Source organism: Mesorhizobium sp. CC13, from assembly GCF_039907765.1.
Lineage (GTDB): Bacteria > Pseudomonadota > Alphaproteobacteria > Rhizobiales > Rhizobiaceae > Aminobacter.
In genome coordinates this window covers 161200-180623 of record NZ_JARDJI010000001.1, presented here as the reverse complement: position 1 = coordinate 180623, position 19424 = coordinate 161200, and the positions used below count along the sequence as shown (strand labels likewise).

The window sequence follows — 19424 nt, the reverse complement described above, 5'->3', positions numbered from 1 at the left end:
CCTCCACTTTTCGGCGCTGGCGATTGGCGAAGGAGGCGATAACAGCTGATCTCCCCCCTTGTGGGGGAGATGGCCGGCAGGCCAGAGGGGGGTGGGACAGAGCGCCAGCATCAAATTTTCACCCCTCAGAACCTCGGAATGTCCGGAAACGCCACGTGGCCGCGGTGGACATGCATTCGGCCGAGCTCGGCGCAACGGCGCAACTGCGGGAAGACCTTTCCGGGGTTGAGCAGATGATTGGGGTCGAAGGCGCATTTGACCCGCATCTGCTGGTCGAGATCAATGTCGTTGAACATCTCCGGCATCAGGTCGCGCTTCTCGACGCCGACGCCATGCTCGCCGGTCAGCACGCCGCCGACCTTCACGCACAGGCGCAGGATGTCGGCGCCGAACGCCTCGGCCTTTTCCAGCTCGCCCGGCTTGTTGGCATCGTAGAGGATCAGCGGATGCAGATTGCCGTCGCCGGCGTGGAAGACATTGGCGACGCCGAGACCGTAGCGCTCCGACAGCTCGCGCATGCCGGCGAGCACGCGCGGCAGCTCCTTGCGCGGGATGGTGCCGTCCATGCAGTAGTAGTCGGGCGAAATGCGGCCGACGGCCGGGAATGCCGCCTTGCGGCCGGCCCAGAAGGTCAGTCGCTCCTGCTCGGACTGCGAGATGCGGCAGGTGGTGGCGCCGTTGCGGTTGGCGATCGCCTCGACCAGGCCGATCAGGTGGTCGACCTCGACGGCAGGCCCGTCCAGCTCGACGATCAGCAGCGCCTCGACGTCGAGCGGATAGCCGGCTTGGACGAAGTCCTCGGCGGCGCGGATTGCCGGGCCGTCCATCATCTCCATGCCACCGGGGATGATGCCGGCGCCGATGATGTCGGCGACGCACTGGCCGCCCTCTTCGCTGGTCGGGAAGCCGATCAGCAGTGCCCGCGCCGTCTCGGGCTTCTGGAGGATGCGGACGGTGACCTCGGTGACGACGCCGAGCAGCCCTTCCGAGCCGGTCATGACACCGAGAAGGTCATAGCCCTCGGCGTCGAGATGCTTGCCGCCGAGACGCACGACCGCGCCGTTCATCAGCACCATCTCGATGCCGAGCACGTTGTTGGCGGTGAGCCCGTATTTCAGGCAATGCACGCCGCCGGAATTCTCCGCGACGTTGCCGCCGATCGAGCAGGCGATCTGCGACGACGGATCGGGGGCGTAATAGAAGCCGTCCTGCTCCACGGCAGTGGTGATGCCGAGATTGGTGACGCCCGGCTGGGCGGTGACGGTACGGTTGGGATAGTCGATCTCGAGGATGCGGTTGAAGCGGCTCATGACCAGCAGAACGGCGTCCTCGAGCGGCAGCGCGCCGCCGGAAAGCGAGGTGCCCGAACCGCGCGGCACGACGCGGATGTTGCGCTCGTTGCAGTATTTCAGCAGCCGCGACACCTGGGCGACGGTCTCGGGCAGCACGACGACCATCGGCAGCTGACGATAGGCGGTCAGGCCGTCGCTTTCGAAGGCGCGCATCTCGTTGACCGTGTCGACCACGCCCTCGCCCGGCACGATGATGCGCATGTCGGCAACGATCTCGGCGCGGCGGGCAAGCGTGGCCGCTTCGGGCTTGGGCATCGATATGCCGGACATCGGTCACCTGCGCTCGATAACTGGTAAAAAGCTTTTACCAGTCGAACCCGGCACATGCAAATTGGAAGAAAGTCGACGGCCGCGGCGGCGCGCCACGACCTTCCCGCAGCGTCAATCTGCCGCTGGCGCAGAGCGGCACCTCTCCCCGTGGGGAGGGTGCCGCCGCTATTCTCCGGGGTGCAGCTTGGATTCGCTGTGGGCGCGGCGCACGCGGCGGACGCCCCACCAGACGAGCAGCACGGCAAGCGGCACCGCCGCGGCCGTGACGATCTCGGGCGCGAAGGCGTGGTCGACCGCCGAAGCGCCCTTGGCGATGTATCCGACCAGGCCGACGACGTAGTAGGAGACGGCGGCGACCGACAGGCCTTCGACCGTCTGCTGCAGGCGCAGCTGCAGCCGGGCGCGGTTGTTCATCGAGGCAAGCAGGTCGCGATTCTGCTTCTCGACCTCGACGTCGACCCAGGTGCGCAGCAGCGTCGTGGCGCGGGTCAGCTTGCGCGAGAGGTTGGCCTGGCGCTCCTCGACCGAACGGCAGGTGCGCATTGCGGGCGCGACGCGGCGTTTGAGGAAACCGGCCCAGGTGTCGTAGCCGGGCACGACCTCCTCGTCGAGCGCTTCGAGGCGCTCGCGGACGATGCCGTCATAGGCGCGGCTGGCGCCAAAGCGGTAGAGGCTGGAGGCGGCGTCGGCCTCGAGCTCGGCGGCGAGCTCGGTGAGGTCGGCAAGCAATGCCTGGCTGTCGCGCGTTTCGATCGCCTTCATCTCGCGGGTGATCTGGGCAAGCCGGTCCTCGATGCGGCGGACGCGACCCGACAGCGACAGCGCCATCGGCAACCCCAGCATCGCCAGCGTACGGTAGGTCTCGATATCGGTCAGCCGTGCCGATAGCGCGCCGGTCCGGGCCGGCGTCAGTCCCCGGTCGAGGATGAGGATGCGGGTCAGGCCGTCGCCGTCCTGGCGGAAATCGGTGACGATGGCCGCAGCCCCGCTCTCGACCAGCGAATAGCACAGGCTGGTGGGATCGAAGGTGGCGATCAGCTTCTCGCTGGCCGGCGTCCACTTGCGGATCTCGAGCCGGATGCCGGAGATGACGGTACCGGGCGGGCTGAAGCCGTTGCCGAAGGGCGAATCCTCCTGGGCGCGGCCGCTGTCGCTCAGCGGCCCTTCCCACAGATAGGTCGAGAATTCCGTGTGGCGCTCCCAGCGCAGCGAGCCCTGCCCCCACTTCATGGCGTGGTGACGGGCCTGACGATCGGGTGCGGCGATGCCGAGGCGGCGCGACAGTTCCGAAAGCACCGCCTGGTCGACGGCGGATCCGCCCTCGGTCATGAAGGACAGCTGGACCAGCACGCGCGGGCTTTCGACCAGCGGATGCGGCCGCGAATGGACTTCGCCGAGGGCGCCGGGACGCCCCTCATGGGCCGGAAAGCCCATGACGCTGCCGGTCGCGCGCGGCAAGAACTCCAGTGAGGACGGCTCGGCTGTCACTTGCAGCTCCCTCGATGCCATGACCTTCCTGCCTCTAGGTAAGTTTGCCGCGACAGGCAAACGCCAACTTTAGCGGCGGCTGATACTGTGCATCACAAGTGGCATACCCGGATACTGCCGGACTGGATAAATAATTTGACCAGTTGGGGGCCTCCCACCTATCCTTCCGGCCAAGAACAGAGCTTCCGGACAGCACCCCTTGAGCGACATCTTTTCCAGGATCGAGCATTCGCGCACCGCCGACGAGGTGGTGCAACAGATCGAAAGCCTGATCCTCGAAGGCGTGCTGCGTGCCGGCGACCGGCTGCCCGGCGAACGCGAGATGGCCAAGCAGCTCGACGTGTCGCGGCCGATCCTGCGCGACGCGCTCAAGGCGCTCGAAGCGCGCGGCCTGATGGTGTCGCGCCACGGCGGCGGAACGCATGTCGCCGACGTCATCGGCCAGGTGTTCTCCAAGCCGGTCATGGAACTGATCGTCAGCCACAGGAAGGCTGCTTCCGACTACCTCGAATACCGGCGCGAGATCGAAGGGCTCGCCGCCGAATATGCAGCGCGGCGGGCGACCAGGGAGGACCTGGCGATGCTCGACGGGATCATGCAGCGCATGGAGGCGGCCTATGGCCGGGCCGACTTCGAGGAGGAAGCGGCGATCGACGTCGAGTTCCACCACGCGGTCGGCGAATGCGCACACAACATCATCCTGCTGCACACGCTGCGCTCTTGCTACCGGCTCCTGTCCGACGGGGTGTTCCAGAACCGGCTGGTGGTGTTTGCCCTGCCCGCGGCGCGCGACGCGCTCTTCGACCAGCACAAGGCGATCCACCGCGCCGTGGCCACGGGAGATGCCGCCGGGGCGCGCAAGGCGGCGATGGACCACATCAGCTATCTCGAACGCGCCATGGCCGAGGCCGAGCGCAGCAGCGACTGGCAGCGCATTTCCCGCCTCAGGCTGAAGCAACGGCTCGAAACCGGCGGAGCCGACCGGAAACTGCCATGATGGGCGTGCATTTTCTCGATGCCCGGGGCCCTGAGGGCGTGCGCCTCTATGCGGTGGGCGACATCCACGGCCATCTCGACCTGCTCGCCGAAATGCATGCCCGGATCGCCGCGGAGATCGCCCGCGACCGGCCGCCCGACTGGCGCATCATCCACCTGGGCGACCTGGTCGACCGCGGTCCCGACTCGAAAGGCGTGATCGAGTTCCTCATCGCCGCCGTCGCACGCGACAACCGCAACATCGTGCTCGCCGGCAATCACGACCAGGGGTTTCTAGACTTCCTCGACTATCCCGACCCCGCCGGGCTTTTCGCCCGCAACGGTGGGCCGGAGACCGCGTGGTCATACGGCGTCGCATTGCGGATGGCCGATGCGCTCGGCCTGCATCAGACCCATGCCGCACTGGTCAGGGCGGTTCCCGACAGCCATCGGCGCTTCCTGCGCCGGCTGCCCGCCGCGATAACGTTCGGCGATTTCTTCTTCTGCCACGCGGGCATCCGGCCGCAAGTCCCGCTCGACGAGCAGGACCCGCGCGACCTGCTGTGGATCCGCGGCGAATTCCTGAACTATCCGGCGCTACATCCGAAGGTGATCGTGCACGGCCATACACCCCAGGCCGAAGCCGAGGTGATGCCCAACCGCGTCAACGTCGACACGGGCGCGTTCCATTCAGGCATACTCACGGCGCTCGTCGTCGACGAAGCCGAAAAGCGACTGATTTCAGTGGAGGTGCCGCGCGTCAGCGGGCGGCGGTGACGCCGTAGCCGTCGACGACGTTGTGATCGGACGCAGCGTCCGCGGAATAGATTCCGAAGCCGCCGAGCACGATGGCCGACAGCATGGCGAGGGACAGGAGCACTGCTTTCACAGGGGTCATCTCAGGTTGAGCTTCCTGCACTCTGCACGAGCAGAGTTACGAACAAGTTTACGAAAAGTTGCTGCAAGGCACCGCGGCCCGACCAGTCGAGCCGAGCTTGTAGTGTCGTTCTGTATCGGGCTTGTGTCGCTCCGAATGCGGGAACGGTTCATTCGCGATACCATTTCCGCCCGGCGCGGGAGTTCTCATAGAAAGGCTTTTCGGCACAATCCAGCGGGCAAACGACCGTCCACAGCGGATTTCTTTCGCAGTGCCAAAAATGTCACTAATGGGATGGCGGACGATGTTCGGCTGCCGCCATCAGCCGTCAGATCGCGGCCACCCAGGCGCGCGCCAGGGCCATGCCCACGGCATCCGCCTCGGGCCCATGACGGGCAGCCTCGGCCTCGTGCCGTTCGGGCCAGTCGGGATTGGCGCTGGCGATCACGTCGGCGAAGGCCTCGTTCCATTCGCGGACCATCGCCCGGTCGGCTTCGAAATGGAACTGGATGCCATAGCCGGCGCGGCCGACCCTGAAGGCCTGGTTGCCGGTGACGGAACTTGCGGCAAGGCGCACGGCATCGCCGGGCAGGCTGAAGGTGTCGTCGTGCCACTGGAAGATCGGGAAACTGTCGGGGAGCTCGGCGAAGACCGGATCTTCGAGGGCCTCCTCGGTGAGCGAAATGCCGTGCCAGCCGAACTCGGTGGCGCCGCCGATGCGGTTGTGGCCGCCGAAGGCGCGAGCCAGCAACTGGCCGCCGAGGCAGATGCCGAGCACCGCCTTGTCCCTGTCGACGAATTCGCGCGCCAGTTCGAGCAGTTGCGGGAAATAGGGAGAATGGCCGTCGTCGAGCGCATTCTGCCCGCCGCCGAGCACGACGAGCGCATCGTGGCCGTCCGCATCCGCGGGCAGCGGCTCGCCGAGATAGGCGTTGCACTGGACGATCTCGGCGCCCGCCTCGGTGAGGGCCGCACCCAGCTGGCCGAGACCCGTCTTCTCAAAATTCTGGACGATCAGAACGCGCATTTCGGCCCTTCGAGCGGTGGCGTGACAAAGCTGCGGCGAGCCCTATCATGCGGTCCCCGACGCAGCCAAGAAGGATCGGCTATGCCACTTCAGAACAGGGTCGATCCGGCCGGGGAAATCCACGCGCATCCGGCGCGCGGCATGTTCACGGGCAATCGCGGCATCATCCACGATCCCGAAACCCGCACGCTGCTCCGGCGGCGCTGGGCTACCAAGGCGTGGATCACTTGCGCGCTGCACTTCAAGGGCGTCAGGCGCGTGCCCATGGGGCGCAACCGTCCCGGCGGCAAGACCGGCTGGACGGAACTGTTCTTCCTCGACGAGGTGACCGCGCTCGCCGCCGGGCATCGGCCCTGCCACTATTGCCGGCGCGACCGGGCCAGGGAATTTGGCGCAGCCTTTGGCCGCGCCTTCGGCGTCGACAGCCCGAAGGTCGCCGAAATCGACCAGCGCCTCCACGGCGAGCGCCTCGCCTCGGGCGGAATCCCAGTCACGATCGAGCGCGGCGGCCTCGCGCTGCTGCCCGACGGTGCCATGTTCTCGGACGGTGGTTCCGACTATGCGATCCGCCAGGGCCAGGCGCTGCGCTGGAGCTTTTCCGGCTATGACGCGCGGTGCGGCCTCGGTGAACTTGCGGATGCCAAGCTGTCCGTCGTCACGCCGATGGCGACGCTCGCGGTGCTTGAGCAGGGCTACCGGCCCGATTGGCATCCGAGCGCTGGCCCTTGACCACCGCAGCGGCCTGCCGCATTGCTCGGCCATGCGCGCGAACTACAAGATGCAGCGGCTTTTCGTGCCGCACGACCTCTCCGCCGGGGCTGCCTTCGACGCCGACCCGCAGCAGAGCCACTATCTCGGCAACGTGCTTCGCCTCGGCGAGGGCGCGGAGGTGCTGGTGTTCAACGGCCGCCATGGCGAGTGGACGGCGAAGGTTGCCGGGCGCACAAAGAAGGCGGTGCGGCTCGAGGTGCTGGAACTGCAGCGGCCGCAGCCCGGGCATCCTGACCTCGTCTATTGTTTTGCGCCGCTGAAGGTTGGCCGGCTCGATTATCTCGTGCAGAAGGCAGTGGAGATGGGCGCGGGTACATTGGTGCCCGTCATCACCCAGCATACCCAGGTGAAGCCCGGCATCGACCGGCTGCGCGCCAACGCCGTCGAGGCAGCCGAGCAATGCGGCATCCTGGCCATCCCGGAGGTGACGGAAGCGGTCAAGCTGGAGCAGCTGCTCGCCGGCTGGGACAAGGAGCGACGGCTGATCTTCTGCGACGAGGACGCCTCGACCAACAACCCGATGGCAGCCTTGCGGGGCATCAAGGAGCGCAAGCTCGCCCTGCTGGTGGGGCCTGAAGGTGGCTTCTCCGACGAGGAGCGCCGCATGCTGCGCGCCCTGCCCTTCGTCACCGCCATTCCGCTGGGCCCCCGCATCTTGCGCGCCGACACGGCCGCGGTCGCGGCACTGGCCGTCATCCAGGCGACTATCGGCGACTGGTGATCGGCCGGTCAGCTTGCCGGCAAAGCCAGAGCGGCTGAACCGGAGATTCTCGCCCGCCAGGTGGTGCTGCTGCTCGACGGGGCATTCGCGGTGGTGCCGCTCAACCGCGATGCCAGCTACATGGAAACGGCGGGCGAAGCCGCGGCGACGCTTGTTCGGACCGCACTTCCGGCGCGATAGTCAAGGCAAGGACTTGCCAGGGGCACCGCGCATCGCGAAAACCATTCAATTCCAGTTGACGAAGGCTCAGGATTTTTCGCTTGATCGGCGAGCGCTCGATCGTCCATCAAGCGCCACCGTCCTTCCGCCCAGGAGAAGCTTTAATGGCGCGCGACACCACCGACTTCCAGCCCATCGAGGGAATGGATGAGCTCGTCAGCTATCTGGCTGCCGGCAACAAGCCGCGCGACAAGTGGCGGATCGGCACCGAGCACGAGAAGTTTCCCTTCTATGTCGACGGCAACGCCCCCGTGCCCTACGGTACCGACCGCGGCATCCGCGCCCTGCTCGAGGGCATGCAGAAGACGCTCGGCTGGGATCCGATCATCGACGCCGGCCGCATCATCGGCCTGGTCGAGCCGACCGGCCAGGGCGCCATTTCGCTGGAGCCGGGCGGGCAGTTCGAGCTGTCGGGCGCGCCGCTGGAGACGATCCATCAGACCTGTCGCGAGGGCAACGCGCATCTGGCGCAGTTGCGCGAGATCGCCGAGCCGCTCGGCATCCGCTTCCTCGGCCTCGGCGGCAGCCCGAAATGGACGCTGACCGATACGCCGCGCATGCCCAAGTCGCGCTACGACATCATGACCGCCTACATGCCGAAGGTCGGCAGCAAGGGTCTCGACATGATGTACCGGACCTGCACGATCCAGGTGAACCTCGACTTCGAGAGCGAGGCCGACATGCGCCGCAAGATGCAGGTGGGGCTCAAGCTGCAGCCGTTGTCCACGGCGCTCTTCGCCAATTCGCCCTTCACCGACGGCGAGCCGAACGGCATGCAGAGCTGGCGCGGCGACATCTGGCGCGACACCGACAACCAGCGCTCCGGCCTGCTCGAATTCTGCTTCTCGCCGGAATTCGGTTTCGCCGACTATGCCGAATGGGCGCTCGACGTGCCGATGTACTTCGTCATCCGCGACGGCCGCTACCACGACATGACGCACATGACCTTCCGCCAGTTCATGAACGGGGCGGCGCGCAACGAAGTGACCGACGGCATGCCGACCATGGGCGACTGGGCCAACCACCTGTCGACGCTGTTCCCCGACGTGCGGCTGAAGCGTTTCCTCGAAATGCGCGGCGCCGATGGCGGTCCGTGGCGGCGCATCTGCGCCCTGCCAGCCTTCTGGGTGGGGCTGCTCTACGATGCCGCGACGCTCGATGCGATCGACGAGTACACGCGCGACTGGACCTATGCCGAAGTGCTGGCGATGCGCAACGCCGTGCCCGAGCAGGGTATTTCGGCGCCGTTCCGCAACACGACGCTGCGCGAAGTCGGCCGCGAGGTCCTGGCCCTGTCGCGCCAGGGGCTAGTCAACCGCGGACGCAAGAACCGCGACGGCTTCGACGAATCCGGCTTCCTCAGCACGCTCGACGAAGTGATCGCCCGCGGCACGACCAGCGCCGAAGAGATGCTCAACGCCTACCACACGCGCTGGGGCGGCTCGATCGAGCCGGCATTCATGGAGTACGCCTACTGAGGCAGAGGCGGCGAAAGCCACTTCATTCCGCGCCGGAAACACACTAGGCTCCCCCGCAGCCAACGACCTGCGGAGGAAAACATGCTGCCCCTGTTCGACATGCTGGCCAACGCCCAGAACGGCAATGGCATGGAGGCACTGGCGCGCCAGTTCGGGCTCACCCAGCAGCAGACTCAATCCGCCATCGAGGCGTTGATGCCCGCCTTCAGCCAGGGGCTCAGGCGCAACGCCTCCGACCCCTACGGGCTGGGCTCCTTCCTGCAGGCGATGGCGAGCGGCCAGCACGCCAAATATTTCGACGATGCCAGCCGCGCCTTCTCGTCCCAGGGCGTGGACGAGGGCAACGGCATCCTCGGCCACCTGTTCGGCTCGAAGGACCTGTCGCGGGCGGTGGCGGCGCAAGCCGCGCAGGCCACCGGCGTCGGCCAGAACATCCTGCAGCAGATGCTGCCGGTCGTCGCCTCGATGATCATGGGCGGGCTGTTCAAGCAGTCCACCGGCCAGATGCAGGCCGCGGCCGGCTTCGGCGGCGGCAGCAACCCGTTGGGCGACATCATCGAGCAGATGATGCGGCAAGGTGGCGGCATGATGGGCGGCGGCCAGCAGCCGCAGCGGCAGGCGCCGCAGCAGACCCAGGTGCCCGACCCGTTCGACAATCCGTTCGGAAAGATCCTCAAGGACATGTTCGGCGGCAGCCCGGCTGGGCAGCCGGCGCCGCGCCAGCCGCAGCCACAGCAATCTCCCTACGGCGACAACCCGCTCGGCAAGATCTTCGAGGAAATGCTGGGCGGAGGCCGCGGCCAGCCTGCCCCGCAGCCTCAACCACGCCAACCGCAGCCGCAGCAGAACCCCAGCGGCCGGCCGCGCAATCCCTATGACGACCTGTTCGGCAAGATGTTCGAGACCGGCAGCCAGCAGCGCGACGACTACCAGAAGGGCGTCGAATCGATCTTCGAGCAGTTTTCGCGCGGGATGGACAGGTATCGGTAGGGGAATAGGGCAATGAAAGCCCAACGTAATTCCCTACTGCCTTACTGCCCTATTCCCCTACTGCACCCAACGAAAAAGCCCGGTCCCTTGGGAGGACCGGGCAGCTTGCAGGCAGAGCCGGCGGGGAACCGGCTGGGAGTGGGAAGCCTGCGAAACTCTCAGCCGACGCGACGGGCCAATTGCTCGACGTTCTCGCTGCGCGCCTGGCGGATCGAGCCCAGCCGTGCGGTCGGATCGCTGGCGAACGGCAGGTCTACGGCGACATGGAGATCGCCACGGGTGAGACCGATATCGGCCAGTTCGGTGTCGGTCATTTCGCCGAGACGATAGAAGGCGCGCCGATTTTTCCAGGCGCGCACCATGTCGGCAAAGTGGGTGACGATACGCATCGCATTCACCGGGCGAGCCGCGGGATGCGCCGTCTCAGTGCAATGGTCGAGCGTAGTCATGTCGATCTCCTCTCTGATCGGGGACAAACGGGTCCCTTCCGGTCGGCGCTCCTTTTTCGCCGCCCCGGTTCCGATTCACATGCCTCATGTGGACGCTAGAACATTGCCATCGCTGTATTGATTAATCCAACGAATGTTTTTAATGTATCGCATCAATGTTCATGATGGAAACGACCATGGCCGCTCCACTCGACCTTGACCAGCTTCACACCTTCATCTCCATCGTCGACACCGGCAGTTTCACGCGCGCGGCGGACGAGGTCCACCGCACCCAGTCGGCGGTGTCGATGCAGATGCGGCGCCTGGAGGACCGCATCGGCAAGCCGCTGTTCGAAAAGGACGGCCGCATGAACAAGCTGACAGAAGAAGGCGAAAGGCTGCTTTCCTATGCCCGCCGGCTGCTGCAGCTGAACCGCGAGACGCTCGCCGCCTTCGACGATCGGGCGCTCGAAGGTACCATCCGTATCGGCGTGCCCGACGACTATGCCGACCGCTTCCTGCCCGAGATCATGGCGCGGTTTTCCCGCTCGAACCCGCGCGTCGAGCTGTCGGTGGTGTGCGAGCCGACCGTCAACCTCGCCGACCAGATCCGGCGCGGCAATCTCGACATCGCGCTGGTGACGGAGTGCGCCGACACCAGGCCCACCGAGATCGTGCGCAACGAGCCGCTGCTGTGGGTGTCGTCGGCCGCGCATATGGTGCATGAGGAAGAGATCCTGCCGATGGCCTTCGGCAGGCCGACCTGCCAGTGGCGTCGCATGGCGACAGAGATTCTCGACGCCAGCGGCCGCCAGTATCGCGTGCTGTTCACCAGTTGGTCGGCGACCGTCATCACCGCGGCGATCCTGGCCGGGCTGGCCGTATCCGTGCTTCCGGAATGCGCGCTCAGGCCCGGCATGCGGGTGCTGGGCGAAGCCGACGGCTTCGGCCCGCTGCCCGACTGCAAGATCGGCATCCTGCGTGGCCATTCCAGCCGGCCGGAGATCGTCGACGCGCTCGCCCGCCATATCAGCGAGAGCCTGGACAACATCTCCGTCCCGATCCCGGAGGACGCCGGCAGCTTCGACTTCCAGGCGCTGATGGCCAATCGCGGGCGCAGGCACAAGCCGAGCCACATTATGCCGGGATGGTAGGCCGCGCCTGACGCTCCAAGCTTGACGAGCCGGGCCCGCCGGACCTCAATCGCGCCATGACCGAGCTTGCCACCGAATCACGCACCAATGCTGCCGAGTACACCGTCAGCGAAATCTCCGGCGCACTGAAGCGCACGGTGGAGGATACCTTCGGCAATGTGCGGGTGCGCGGCGAAATCTCCGGCTACCGCGGACCGCACTCGTCCGGCCACGCCTACTTCGCGCTGAAGGACGACCGAGCCCGGATCGAGGCAGTGGTGTGGAAAGGCACGATGAGCCGGCTGAAGTTCCGTCCCGAGGAAGGGATGGAGGTCATCGCGTCGGGCAAGCTCACCACCTATCCCGGCTCGTCGAAATACCAGATCGTCATCGACAATCTCGAGCCCGCCGGCGCCGGCGCGCTCATGGCGCTGCTCGAGGAGCGCAAGCGCAGGCTGGCGGCCGAAGGTCTGTTCGACGAGCGGCGCAAGCAGCTTCTGCCGTTCATGCCGTTGGTCATCGGCGTCGTCACCTCGCCCACCGGCGCGGTCATCCGCGACATCATCCACCGCATCAAGGACCGCTTTCCGATGCATGTGCTGGTCTGGCCGGTGCGGGTGCAGGGCGAGACTTCCGGCGCCGAGGTGGCGGCGGCCGTCGACGGCTTCAACGAATTTCCGGACGACGGCCCGATCCGCCGGCCCGACCTTTTGATCGTGGCGCGTGGCGGCGGCAGCCTCGAGGATCTCTGGGGTTTCAACGACGAGGCGCTTGTCCGCGCCGTCGCCGCCTCGCATATTCCCGTGATTTCAGCCGTCGGCCACGAGACCGACTGGACGCTGGTCGACCTCGTCGCCGACATGCGCGCGCCGACACCTACGGGCGCTGCCGAACTCGCCGTGCCGGTGAAGGCGGAGCTTGAGGCGACACTCGCCAATCTGCACGCCCGCCTGAAAGGCTGCGTGTCGCGCAATGTCGAGCGCAAGCGCCAGGCGGTTCGGGCTGCTGCCCGCGCCCTGCCGACGCCCGACCAGTTGCTCGCGCTGCCGCGCCGGCGCTTCGACGAGGCAACGAGCCGGCTCGGACGCGCCCTCACCGTAGCGACCGAGCGCAAGCGCGCCAGGCTGTCGGCGGTGCGGCTGTCGCCTGCAACGCTGTCGCGACGGATCGCCGAGACCCGTCGGCACCTCGACCGCGACATGCTGCGGGCGGACGCGGCGCTGCGGGCCATGGTGCGCGAGAAGCGCATCCGCTTCGACCGCACCCAGGGGCGGCTGTCGCCCGAGCCGCTGGCACGCAGGCAACTGGCCTCCAGAGACAAGGTGACCCTTTTGGAGCGCCGTGCCACCCAGGCCGTTGGCCTTCGCCTCGAACGGGCGCGTACCAGGCTGTCGCAGGCGGACCGGCTGATGGCGACGCTGTCGCACAAGGCCGTTCTGGCGCGTGGCTTCGCGCTGGTGCGCGATGCCGAAGGCACCGTGCTCAAGCGCGCCGGTGACGTCGCTGCCGGCATGGCGCTTTCGATCGAATTCGCCGACGGGACCGCCGACGCCGTGGCCACCAGCGGAGAGGGACGACCGAAGGCGGCCAAGCCGGCCGCCAAGGCCAGGGAGACGGGCAAGCAAGGCAGCCTGTTCTAAGGCTGAGGCAGTTCAGTCGCGCGAGGGCACCGGCGGCGCCACGGTCTCGGGTGCCACGAGCGGCGAGATGAACGGCGCTCCCCAGGAGCCGCCGACGAAGAAGGCGATGCGCTTGGCGAGGTTGCTCGTCGAGGCTGTTGTATCCTTCGGCTCGATCGCGCCCGACAGGGCGAGCCCGCGGCCGAGATAAGGCACGATGCCGGTGAGCCAGATGCGGTTGGCGGGCGTGCGCGCCTCGGCCTTGTCGATCCTGGCCACGCCGTTGGAGATCGCCGCCTTCAGTTCGACGCCGTCGACCGGCAGCGTTCCTTCCGCAACCTCGTCGAGAGAGAAGAATCCGCCTTCCGCCGCGCGCGCCGCGAAGGCCTGCAGGTCGAGACCGGCAATCGCACCGACGCCGAAGGTGGCCGAGACCGAGCCGTCGGCGTTCTGCAGCAGGGTTTCCCAGCTCGTACCCGGTCCCTTGAGGATCACGGAAACCGTTCCGCGGCCGATCGGCACCATATGGCTCATGCCAGCCGCCGTGCCGAAGGCGCCGCCGTCGATGTCGGAAGCAAGCAGGCGAAGCTCGGCCTGCGTGCCGCCCGGCTTGCGGTCGAAGCGGACGCCGGCCTGGACATTGCCGCCGAAGGCCTCCGCGTCGGAAATGTCGAATGCCGCGAGGCCGCCCTTGACCTGGGCGGTTGCAGCCACCTCGGCCAGGGTGATGGAGCCGGCGGTCGCCTTGGCGGCAGAGAGCCTGAGGTCGAGATTGACATGGTCGGCGAAGCTGGTGTCGATCGCCGTGGGGCTGCTGCCGGCCGGCGCGAAGGCCGACGCGAAGGCGATGACATCGATGGTGTCGAAGGCAAGCGTGCCGGCAATGGAAGGCACCGAATGCAGCGACAGTTCGAGCACGCCCGTGCCGGGACTGCCGTTCAGCGTGACCTGCGCGCCTTCCAGCTTGAGGCGTGCCGGGTTGCCGGAGACCCTCGCCGAAATGGCGATCGGTCCGACCGGGCTGTCGGGCAGGATGCCGGGGCGGGACCATTCCATCACGCGCCTCAGCGAAGGTGCTGCGAGCTTGGCCTGGCCGTCGAAATGGGCTTCGCCGGCGAAACCTGCGAGGCCATCGAACGACGCCTCGACCGGCGCAGCCTTCAGCGAGGCGGTGAGCGGCGCCTCGCCTCCGGCAAACAGGAGCAGCGGACGCGGCGACGACATTTCCACCGCCACCGGCTCGCCCCGCCACACGCCGGTTGCACTGAGGCTGCCGGATTTGTTGAGCGCGCCCCAGGCGACCTTGCCGGTGAGGTCGCTGAGCACCTCGTCCTCGCCCTTGTCTGTCACGGCGACGACGCGGCCGTCGACGAACTCGATCACGCCGAACTCGTCCGAGGGAAGACTGGCGAGATCCGGCGCGGCCGGATTGGACGAGACGGTGCCCCGGGCCCGTTCGATCGAGCGAATGATGCGCCCGCCGCGCGAACGCGGCCACTCGTAGGTGCCATCGGCCGCGCGTTTGAGGCGAAGCGTCGGCCGTTCGAAATGCGCATCGGAAAAATCGACATTGCCCAGGGCGGCCGACAGCGACGACAGCTCGATCTCGACGCGCTCGGCCTCGAAGACCGGCGCGTTGCTCGGGTCTTCCCAGTCGCTCAGCGTCACGTCGGTGAGCGTAGCCCGGAAGTCGGGCCATATCTCGATGACGGGTGCACCTTCGATGGAAACGCGAAAGCCGCTCCATGCGCTCAGCTCGAAGGCAATGCGATCCCTGACGATCCGGGTGGAGGCGATGAAGGGCAACGCGACGATCACGGCGGCGACCAGGACGGCAATGCCGGCAATCGCCCAGATGCTGCGCCTGAACAGTGGTGATGGCATGTTGCCCTTGTGCCGCCCGTGCTGCGCCTTTGTGAGAACCGGGTGTAACCGACCGGCGCGGCATTTCAAGTCTTTGTGGCCATGCGATGGCGTTTGCGCACAGCGCATTGGCGCAAACCGACATCTCCTTGATCTGCTGCAGTGCGACATGCATAAACCAAACCGGTTCTGGGAGAGACGCAGATGTCAGTTGAAATGCCCCTCTGGACACCCTCGGCCGAGCGGATCGCGGCGGCACCGTTGACGGCCTTTGCGGCGAAGGCGGAGAAGCGGGCGGGACGGTCGCTTTCAAGCTATGCCGAACTGCATGCCTGGTCGATTGCCGAGCGCGAGGCATTCTGGGACCTGGTGTGGGATTTCTGCGACGTCATCGGCCAGAAGGGCGGCCGCGTGCTTGCCGACGGCGACCGGATGCCGGGGGCGAGGTTCTTCCCCGACGCACGGCTCAATTTCGCAGAGAACCTGCTGCGCGGCTCGGGCAGCGGCGAGGCGATCGTCTTCCGAGGCGAGGACAAGGTTTTCCGCCGCATGAGTTGGGACGAGCTGCATAGTCTCGTGTCGAAGCTGCAGCAGCTGTTCGTTTCGCTCGGCGTGACCAGGGGCGACCGCATCGCGGCGATGATGCCCAACATGCCCGAGACGATTGCCGCGATGCTGGCGACCGCCTCGCTCGGGGCGGTGTGGTCGTCCTGCTCGCCCGACTTCGGCGAACAGGGCGTGCTCGACCGCTTCGGCCAGATCGAGCCGAAACTGTTCATCGCTCCCGACGGCTACTGGTATGCCGGAAAGCGCATCGAGGTCGGCCAGAAGATCGCCGCGGTGGCCGACAGGCTGACCAGTGCGACCAAGGTGCTGGTGGTCGACTATCTCGGCACGGCGAAGGAAGTAGCCGCTGGCATCGCCAAGGCGGAAGCGCTGGAGGATGCGCTGGCGCCGTTTGCGGCGCAGCCGGTGACGTTCGAGCCCCTGCCCTTCGACCATCCGCTCTACATCCTGTTCTCTTCGGGCACGACGGGCATTCCCAAATGCATCGTGCATTCGGCCGGCGGCACGCTGCTGCAGCACGTCAAGGAGCACCGGCTGCATGCGGGGCTCGTTCCGGGCGACCGCTTCTTCTACTTCACCACCTGCGGCTGGATGATGTGGAACTGGCTGGTGACGGGGCTCGCCTCGGAAGCGACGCTGTTGCTCTATGACGGCTCGCCCTTCCATCCCGACGGCAACGTGCTGTTCGACTTCGCCGACGCCGAGAAGATGACCTATTTCGGCACTTCGGCGAAGTTCATCGATTCCGTCCGCAAGGCCGGCCTGCGCCCCATCGCCAGCCACGACCTCGGCGCCGTGCGCACCTTGTCGTCGACCGGCTCGCCGCTGTCGCCGGAGGACTTCCAGTTCGTCTATGACGGCATCAAGCGAGACGTTCATCTCGCCTCGATCTCCGGCGGCACCGACATCGTTTCGTGCTTCGTGCTCGGCGTGCCGACGGAGCCCGTCTGGACGGGCGAGATCCAGGGCGCGGGGCTCGGCATGGCGGTCGACGTCTGGGACGATGCCGGCCGGCCGGTGCGCGGCGAAAAGGGCGAGCTCGTCTGCACCAGGGCTTTCCCGTCGATGCCCGTCGGCTTCTGGAACGATGCCGGCGGCGAAAAATACCACGCCGCCTATTTCGACCGCTTCGACAATGTCTGGTGCCATGGCGACTTCGCCGAATGGACGGCCCATGGCGGGCTGGTCATCCACGGCCGCTCGGACGCCACGCTAAACCCCGGCGGGGTGCGCATCGGCACGGCCGAGATCTACAACCAGGTCGAGCAGCTGCCGGAAATCCTGGAGGCCCTGTGCATCGGCCAGGACTGGGACGGCGACGTGCGCGTCGTGCTGTTCGTCCGCCTTGCGCCCGGCGTCGCCCTCGACGCCGACCTCGAAAAGCGCATCCGCACAAAAATCCGCACCGGCGCCAGCCCGCGCCATGTGCCGGCGAAGATCGTCGCCGTCTCCGACATCCCCCGCACCAAATCGGGCAAGATCACCGAGCTTGCCGTGCGCGACATCGTCCACGGCCGCCCCGTCAAGAACAAGGAGGCACTTGCCAATCCCGAGGCCCTCGAACTCTACAGGGATGTCGAGGAGCTCAGGAACTGACGGGCCGCGGCCGAGCTATGGTAAATGACTCGTAAAGGGCAAATTTACCTAGACTTCATGAGTGGTACACTTTGGTAAATGTTTCATATGCGCGGTAATGAGTTGTTAAGGTTCGGCCTCGATAGTCGAGCCTAACTTGAGGGAGAAATCCCTTTCCTCGCAGGAGGATGGCGTTTTTGCTCAAGTCCCCGTTGAAACAGCATCATCTCCAGGGCGCCCGTCGGGCGCCTTTTTCTTTGCGTTCTGACCGGAGGTTGGAACCTACAGCGAAGCCTCGGCGTCGCGCACCAGCGCGCCCGACAGCAGCACCACCGGCACCATGGCGGTGATGATGATGACGATCGCAGCCACAGCCCCTTCCTCAGGCACGCCGCGCGAGGCGTTCTCGTAGACATAGGTGGCGAGCGTGCTGAAGCCGAAGGGCCTGAGCAGGATCGTCGCCGACAGTTCCTTCACCGTGTCGACGAAGACCAGCACCGCGGCGGTCAGGATCGCCGGCCGGAGCAGCGGCAGCAACACCTTGGCGGCACTCTGGCTGGGCGTCTTGCCGAGGCTGCGGGCTGCCTCGTCGAGGCTGCCGGGGAGCTTTTCCATGCCGGAGCGGATCGCGCCCTCGGCGAGCGCGACGAAGCGTATGGTGCAGGCAAGCACGACGGCCGCCGCCGATCCGGTGAGCAGCAAGCCCGTCGAGAAACCGAACTGGGCGCGCGCGAAGCCGTCGACGACATTGTCGAAGCGCGCCAGCACGAAGAGCAGGCCGAGGCCCAGGATGCCGCCCGGCAGCGCATAGCCCACCGAGGCGAGCCGCACGGTCGCCGCCATGGCGCGGCCCTTGGACAGGCGCTGCGCATTGAGCAGGAACAAGGCGATTGCCACGGTGACGATCGCCGTGATCGAGGCGGTCATCAGGCTGTTGAGGAAGGCCTTGGCCACATCAGGCGAGGTGAACTGTTCGAGCCTGCGCGAAGCGTATTGGCCGAACACGGTGATCGGCACGCCGAAGCCGCACAGGATGGGCAGGGCGACCGCGAGCGGCAGGGCGTAGCGCGTCCACCCCTTCAGGGCAACGCGCGGCGGATGCACCTTGAGGTGCGTGCCGCGCCCGGCATGGAAGCGCTGCCGCCGGCGCGCCCACTGCTCCGCCACCAAAAGCAGGACGACGAGCACCAGCATCAGAATGGCGATCTGCGCTCCGCCTTCGAGACTGCCGCGGTTGAGCCAGGTGGTGTACACGGCGACCGTCAGGGTTCGCACGCCGAAATATTCGGCCGCACCGATGTCGTTGATCGTCTCCATGAGCACCAGCGCCACGCCGGCGACGATGGCCGGCCGGGCCACCGGCAGCAGCACGCGCCAGAACACGCGCGCCGGACGGGCGCCGAGCGTGCGGGCGACGTCGGCGATGTTGCGCCCCTGCATGAGGAAAACGATGCGGGTGGTCAGATAGACGTAAGGGTAGAGCACGGAGCCGAGCACGAAGGCCGTGCCCCAGGTCGAGCGAATGTCGGGGAACCAGTAATCGCGTATCGTCTCAAAACCGAAGAGTGCGCGCACCAGGCTCTGCACCGGCCCCTGGTACTGGAAGAACTCGCCGAATGCATAGGCGGCGAGATAGGGCGGCACGGCCAGCGGTAGGACGAGCGCCCAGGATAGGATGCGGCGGAATGGAAATTCGTAGGCGACGACCGCCCAGGCGCAGGCGACGCCCGCGACCGTCGTGAGGACGGCGACCATGGCCAGCAAGGCGATCGTCGTCCGCGTCGCGCCGGGCAGCACATTGTCGATCAGGTGAGGCCAGTCCTCGCCCGTGCCGGAAAGCGCGACGAAGGCCAGCGACAGCACTGGCAGGACCACCACGAGGCCGATGGCGAGCGCGAAGGCGCTGTGGAGCGGATGACGCAGACGTTTGACCGGCAGCGGCCGTCCGTTCGGGATTTCGGCTGCCCCGATCAATTCGCCGCCCTTGTTGCCGCCCGTCAGCAAGTCATTTCCCCTGCAACGCGGAAAAGCCGGGCCGATTGCCCGGCCCGGCCAAGTCCGCAGGTCCTGT

At 66.7% G+C, this 19424-nt stretch carries 16 protein-coding genes and 1 pseudogene; 10 read left to right on the top strand and 7 right to left on the bottom strand.

Annotation, left to right across the window (positions count from 1 at the left end; all coding sequences use genetic code 11):
• Positions 1-125 precede the first annotated feature (125 nt).
• A complete protein-coding gene (locus PV773_RS00875) occupies positions 126-1622 on the bottom strand; it encodes an FAD-linked oxidase C-terminal domain-containing protein (RefSeq protein WP_347964513.1) in 1497 nt (498 codons plus the stop codon).
• Between the two features lie 165 nt (positions 1623-1787).
• Positions 1788-3110 (bottom strand): DUF3422 family protein, encoded by a 1323-nt coding sequence (locus PV773_RS00870; protein WP_347964512.1) that lies wholly within the window; start codon positions 3108-3110, stop codon positions 1788-1790.
• Positions 3111-3309: 199 nt separating this feature from the next.
• Here PV773_RS00870 and PV773_RS00865 point away from each other — a divergent pair, with 199 nt between their 5' ends.
• Positions 3310-4107, top strand: coding sequence for an FCD domain-containing protein (locus PV773_RS00865; RefSeq protein WP_347964511.1), 798 nt, complete (start codon positions 3310-3312; stop codon positions 4105-4107).
• On the top strand, positions 4104-4862 hold the full coding sequence (locus tag PV773_RS00860) for a metallophosphoesterase family protein (protein WP_347964510.1): 759 nt from the start codon (positions 4104-4106) through the stop codon (positions 4860-4862). The genes PV773_RS00865 and PV773_RS00860 overlap by 4 nt, the downstream gene beginning before the upstream one ends.
• Here the strand turns inward: PV773_RS00860 and PV773_RS00855 are convergent.
• Both PV773_RS00855 and PV773_RS00850 read right to left on the bottom strand, forming a co-directional pair.
• Complete coding sequence (locus tag PV773_RS00855; protein WP_340036423.1) at positions 4846-4983, bottom strand: hypothetical protein; 138 nt, start codon at positions 4981-4983, stop codon at positions 4846-4848. The two genes, PV773_RS00860 and PV773_RS00855, sit on opposite strands and share 17 nt — an antisense overlap.
• A 307-nt stretch (positions 4984-5290) precedes the next feature.
• Positions 5291-5989, bottom strand: coding sequence for a type 1 glutamine amidotransferase (locus PV773_RS00850; RefSeq protein WP_347964509.1), 699 nt, complete (start codon positions 5987-5989; stop codon positions 5291-5293).
• 81 nt (positions 5990-6070) lie between these two features.
• Here PV773_RS00850 and PV773_RS00845 point away from each other — a divergent pair, with 81 nt between their 5' ends.
• The 5 genes and pseudogenes from PV773_RS00845 (at position 6071) to PV773_RS00825 (ending at position 10168) form a co-directional block, all read left to right on the top strand.
• Entirely contained in the window at positions 6071-6718 is a 648-nt protein-coding gene (locus PV773_RS00845; protein WP_347964508.1) for a hypothetical protein, read from the top strand.
• Positions 6719-6749: 31 nt separating this feature from the next.
• Positions 6750-7481, top strand: a complete 732-nt coding sequence (locus PV773_RS00840; RefSeq protein ID WP_347964507.1) for a 16S rRNA (uracil(1498)-N(3))-methyltransferase — start codon at positions 6750-6752, stop codon at positions 7479-7481.
• A gap of 36 nt (positions 7482-7517) precedes the next feature.
• Positions 7518-7661, top strand: a pseudogene (locus PV773_RS00835) (TetR family transcriptional regulator); the annotation flags it as partial.
• Between the two features lie 143 nt (positions 7662-7804).
• Entirely contained in the window at positions 7805-9178 is a 1374-nt protein-coding gene (locus tag PV773_RS00830) for a glutamate--cysteine ligase (RefSeq protein WP_347964506.1), read from the top strand.
• 81 nt (positions 9179-9259) lie between these two features.
• Positions 9260-10168 carry a DUF937 domain-containing protein gene (locus PV773_RS00825; protein ID WP_347964505.1) on the top strand — a complete coding sequence of 303 codons (909 nt, stop codon included), beginning with the start codon at positions 9260-9262 and terminating at the stop codon, positions 10166-10168.
• A gap of 158 nt (positions 10169-10326) precedes the next feature.
• Here the strand turns inward: PV773_RS00825 and PV773_RS00820 are convergent, their stop codons facing one another.
• A complete protein-coding gene (locus tag PV773_RS00820; protein WP_347964504.1) occupies positions 10327-10617 on the bottom strand; it encodes a DUF1127 domain-containing protein in 291 nt (96 codons plus the stop codon).
• 176 nt (positions 10618-10793) lie between these two features.
• Here PV773_RS00820 and PV773_RS00815 point away from each other — a divergent pair, with 176 nt between their 5' ends.
• Positions 10794-11750 (top strand): LysR substrate-binding domain-containing protein, encoded by a 957-nt coding sequence (locus PV773_RS00815; RefSeq protein WP_347964503.1) that lies wholly within the window; start codon positions 10794-10796, stop codon positions 11748-11750.
• A gap of 56 nt (positions 11751-11806) precedes the next feature.
• Complete coding sequence (xseA, locus tag PV773_RS00810) at positions 11807-13369, top strand: exodeoxyribonuclease VII large subunit (protein WP_347964502.1); 1563 nt, start codon at positions 11807-11809, stop codon at positions 13367-13369.
• A gap of 12 nt (positions 13370-13381) precedes the next feature.
• Here the strand turns inward: xseA and PV773_RS00805 are convergent, their stop codons facing one another.
• Positions 13382-15232, bottom strand: a complete 1851-nt coding sequence (locus tag PV773_RS00805) for an AsmA family protein (protein WP_347964501.1) — start codon at positions 15230-15232, stop codon at positions 13382-13384.
• A gap of 183 nt (positions 15233-15415) precedes the next feature.
• Here PV773_RS00805 and PV773_RS00800 point away from each other — a divergent pair, with 183 nt between their 5' ends.
• Positions 15416-17374, top strand: coding sequence for an acetoacetate--CoA ligase (locus PV773_RS00800; protein ID WP_347964500.1), 1959 nt, complete (start codon positions 15416-15418; stop codon positions 17372-17374).
• Between the two features lie 261 nt (positions 17375-17635).
• On the opposite strand, the gene PV773_RS00795 is transcribed toward PV773_RS00800, so the two are convergent.
• The gene (locus tag PV773_RS00795) at positions 17636-19357 is read right to left on the bottom strand and encodes an iron ABC transporter permease (protein ID WP_347964499.1); all 1722 of its coding nucleotides are present in this window, start codon (positions 19355-19357) and stop codon (positions 17636-17638) included.
• Between the last annotated feature and the right edge of the window lie 67 nt (positions 19358-19424).